The following is a 4,491-nucleotide window of genomic DNA, read 5'->3' as shown; positions in this document are numbered from 1 at the left end:
CATAAATTATCCGTACAAAAATGTGCGAATAATACCAAGTGGATCAGTTTTAGATGATCGTTAGTGGATCAGTTTTGCATGATCGGTGACATTGATGTAGCTTATCAATTAATTTGTCGCGATGTAATGTCGCTAGTTTGTTAATGAAGACTTGCGGTTTTTCAGCGGCTTTTTTTAGCAAAGATGCGGAATGAAACTTTAATTGATACTCATTGTCAGTGCGAATTGCAGGATCATGAGGAAACAGATCAAGGATGTCATTTTTATTATTATCGACTCGAGAGAGTTTATAGCGTCCTATTTTTGTATTCGGTTCTTTTTGTAATGCATAGATCCGTTCTTCACCGTTAAAGGTACATTTAAGCATATCAATTGAATTGGGAACCGGTGTAATTAATGCACCCGAAGCCATTATTCCATGCCAAGTTGATGATGATTGCGGAACGCCTCGAATACTGGCGCGGGCATTAAATTCGGCTTTTACTAGCTCTATTTTTGCACTTTCAATAAACTGCTGTTCTGACTCTTTAAGCGTATTAAAAACCTGAGGTAACAAGGCGAGTTCCGTTTGTTTTGAAAAATCGGCAAGTTGCTGATTTTGTTTTTCAAAAGCAGCATCGATATTGGGTAATAATACCGTCTCACCCTGTCGGTTTTGATATTCCACCACACTATTTTTATATAGATAGTTATTTAACCAACTCTCATCAATATCATTCTCTTTTAGTTGCTGGCGGGCCAGATCTGGCCGGCTTTTCCAGTTTTGTGATAAATTACTGAGCTGGATAAATGGATTATTATTGTTATGGTACTGGGTTAAATGGTCAAAATAAGCGTGATAAACTGAGGCCATCGCTTCTTTATCACTCTCATCCACTTCCGCTTGATGACCATTTGTTAATACATCATGGATCAGGGCGGGTAATTTGAAATAGTGAACATAGCTAGCCGGTACGGTTTCCTTCGATATAGAGGTTTCAAGCCACATACCGGTATCGATAATTTCATCCAGACTCATGCTATTTAAATCCGCACCGCTTTCACTCAGTAATGTGGCACCTGCATGTAAGTAACCCCATTTTGGTTCATCTATCGCCATTTTTTGCAGCCGTTGCCTTTCAGCTGGGGTTTTAGGTTGCAATATCAGTATTGGCAGAATGCGATTTAATATCCGTTGTTGATAATAATCACGAATTTCTGCATAAGGCAAAGTTAATTCGATGTGGTTGTGGTGATCATTTTTTAGATCTTGATGGTGTAACAGAAAATTTTCTGCCGATTCAATCTGTTTTTTCTGCATTAAACGCCAGTTATCTAATGGTAGCCCGGCTGTTATAATTTGCTGCAGTTTATCGGTGATGGTGGCCGTTTGAATAAAGGCATTCTGCTGTGGTTGATATTTTTTTATCTGTGCTAGCAGCCAGTTATCAATAGGCATACCAAAAATTGCGTATTGCAGCCAGTTAGTAATCGCTGTTTGCTGACGTGCATAAGGTGCAGTCTCACCGTTGCTGCCACCATATTCTCCTAAAGGTTTTAACAGTAACCAGGCGAGCTCTGCTATCTTATCTTTGCTATAATCATAACGGTCAAGATAATCAATAACACCGTTAGCCAGCTCCCGAGTCGCTATCGCCTTATCTTCTTGATTAATTATCTTTTCTTTAATTAACAGTGCACGCATTAGTTGATTTTGTTCATCATGGGCAAGCTTATCAAATTCTTCAATAGGTATTGATAGTGGTTGGTGAATAAATTGATTAATTAAACTGAGGGTATCACTATTATGCTGAACTTGATTTTTATTTGACAATATAGTTATTGGTTTTGCTTGTTCGTTATTTATTTGTTCTTGTGAGTTTGTTTTGTTATTCGCTGGATCCTTATTCAAGATACTTTCGAGATTTTTTTTGTCATTTTGTGAAAAATCTAGTATTGATGCCATCCAGACTGTTGATGAGGCAGGTTTCGTTATGCTTGTCATTAGTAATCCTATATTTAAATTTAACAAATTTATTATATTGATAATTATTTGTTAAAATAAAATAGAAAACGATCTTTTTTAATAAAATAAATTATTACAAATAATTTACTAAATGTTGTTTTAGCAGTGTTTAGTGTTTTATTTAAGTAATATTTATGGTTATCATCTATGGTAGTGAGTTGAGGAAAGTGAGAAACCTATGATTAAGTTTTTTATAATCATTAGAATGGCAGTAAGTTTTATTTTTAATTTCTTAGGTTAGATAGAATTTGACAATAAAAGAATACGCATGTATTCCATGAATTTTTTCTTCTTTAATAACGCCGACTTTTCTCTTGGTATTTAACTATATGAAATTAAAACAATTTTTTTAATAATATATCTTGCTCATAATCACTATAGTTAAAATTTAACTTATTATTTTGCTACAATTTCTTCAGTATATAGCTCTATTCATTACTATTCAATAATTGAGAAAAATCATCTAAAACCTCATAAATCGCAGTGGTAGCCCCGCCTCGCCTGCCCGCTAAATGTAGTGTTTTTTATGCAGTTGCATGATGTGTTTAAACTTAGGTTATACCTTACTTATTCTGTAGCCGTATGGTATCCAAAATGTAGGCAAATTTATGCGGAAACTTGCACTTTCATTTTTAGACTCAAAATCTTTTTTAAGAGCTATTTTATGTGAGTACTTAAGACTATGAATAATATATTATTAAATAATAAATTAAATTTTAAAGTTTATTTTTTTGACCATGTTCTAAAAAAATATTAAATTTATATGTTATAAAAAATAACTATTATATGTATTTATAAAAATTAAATTTTATTGATGTGGTTAATTTTTGGGATAAAGTATGGAATATTTAAAATTAAGAAATGTAGCAAGTTATTGTAATGAAGATGTTACTATTAATTTGTCGAAACAAATCAATCTTTTTTATGGACAAAATGGCAGTGGGAAATCTACTATTGCCAATTATTTTTATGATACTAATGCCAATAATGAAAATAGCCAATATTTATTATGTAGTAAAAGTTTTTATAAGAATTATAAATTTCTAGTTTATAATAAAAAATTTATCCAGGATATTTTTTATGAAGATACACAAGCAGGTATATTTACTTTAAGTAAAGAAAACAAAGAAATAGAGGTTTTGATTGGTAATAAAGAAAATGATAAAAATAAATTACAATTAGAATCATTAAATATTTTGAATAAAATAAAAGAGAATGATTCAAGAAAAAAAGATAATTATGAAAAACTTAAAAATAATATATATGGAAAGTTTTCAAAATTAAGAAAGTCTGAATTAAGACCTTTATTAAAAAATAACTTTCATAGTGAGAATTTTTGTGAAAAAATATTATCTTTGGATGTGTCAGATGTATCTAAAAATATTAATTTAAAAGAATTAGAAGATGAATATGTAGAACTTATCAAAAATAAAGGTCATTATATAGAAAATATTCCAGAGTTGAGAAAATATATATTCAATAGTAAGGATATTTCTCTTTTAGAAGAGCCAATATTACCAATAAAAGAAAATTATCGAATTGAAATAATAAAAAAATTTAATAGTTATGATTGGGTTAGACATGGACTTAAAAACTACATGGATAATGATATATGTCCATTTTGCCAATCTAATACAATAGATGAAAATTTCAAATTGGAAATGCATAATATTTTTAATGACTCGTATGATAATTTAATAACTGAAATAAAATATTTAAAAGAAAACTATCAAAATTACTATAATGAAGTTAATTCTTTTTTTAATAAATTATCTGATCATCCAAAATTATTCGAAGATGATTTTGATAAAAACATAATAGATTTAATTAAAAGAGAAATTAGTGATAATCTTTTAAAATTAGATGAAAAAATAAACTCTCCAACAAAATCAATAAAACTAAATTCAATGAGTGAAATTGATAAATTTATCAATTTGATTGTTAAGAAAAATAATGCTTTAAATGCTTTAAATGAAAAAGTAAAAAATTTTGTTGATAGTGAAAGAAAAATTGTATCACACATGTGGAAAAAAATAAGAGAATTGAGTGAAGATTTCATTTCTATATATAAAGTTGATGAGGAAAAATTAGATAAAGAAATAAAAAAATTAAAAAAAGAAGAAATAAATATTGATTCTCAACTAAAAATTATAACTCAAGAAATAACAGAATTAAAAAGCAATTTTTCTAATATTGAAACTACAATTGAAAATATAAATAAAAATTTATTACTACTTGGTATAAAGAGCTTTAAAATAATAAAATCTGTTAGTAATGATTGTTATACATTAGAAAGACACGGAGAAAAGCAGAGTGGATCTAGTGTTTTTTCTTCGTTAAGTGAGGGCGAGAAAACTATAATATCATTTCTATATTTTATTGAATTATGTAAAGGAAGAACGACCAAAAATGATCTAGAAAATCAATCTTCTTGATGGTTAGGAATCTCAATCAATACAGTAAGGCATTAATGGAGGTGTTTTGAA

Annotated in this window: 2 protein-coding genes; one reads left to right on the top strand and one right to left on the bottom strand. The window is 29.1% G+C overall.

Going from position 1 to position 4,491, the window contains the following annotated elements; translation table 11 throughout:
• Positions 1-49: 49 nt before the first annotated feature.
• Positions 50-1,984 (bottom strand): hypothetical protein, encoded by a 1,935-nt coding sequence (locus G468_RS0116385; protein ID WP_026823962.1) that lies wholly within the window; start codon positions 1,982-1,984, stop codon positions 50-52.
• An 860-nt stretch (positions 1,985-2,844) separates the two neighbouring features.
• Here G468_RS0116385 and G468_RS0116380 point away from each other — a divergent pair.
• The gene (locus G468_RS0116380) at positions 2,845-4,440 is read left to right on the top strand and encodes an AAA family ATPase (protein WP_026823961.1); all 1,596 of its coding nucleotides are present in this window, start codon (positions 2,845-2,847) and stop codon (positions 4,438-4,440) included.
• Positions 4,441-4,491 lie beyond the last annotated feature (51 nt).

Source organism: Arsenophonus nasoniae DSM 15247 (assembly GCF_000429565.1).
GTDB classification, from domain to species: Bacteria; Pseudomonadota; Gammaproteobacteria; order Enterobacterales; family Enterobacteriaceae; genus Arsenophonus; species Arsenophonus nasoniae.
Note: the sequence above shows the minus strand (reverse complement) of the source record. Positions and strands in the feature narration are given on the sequence as shown.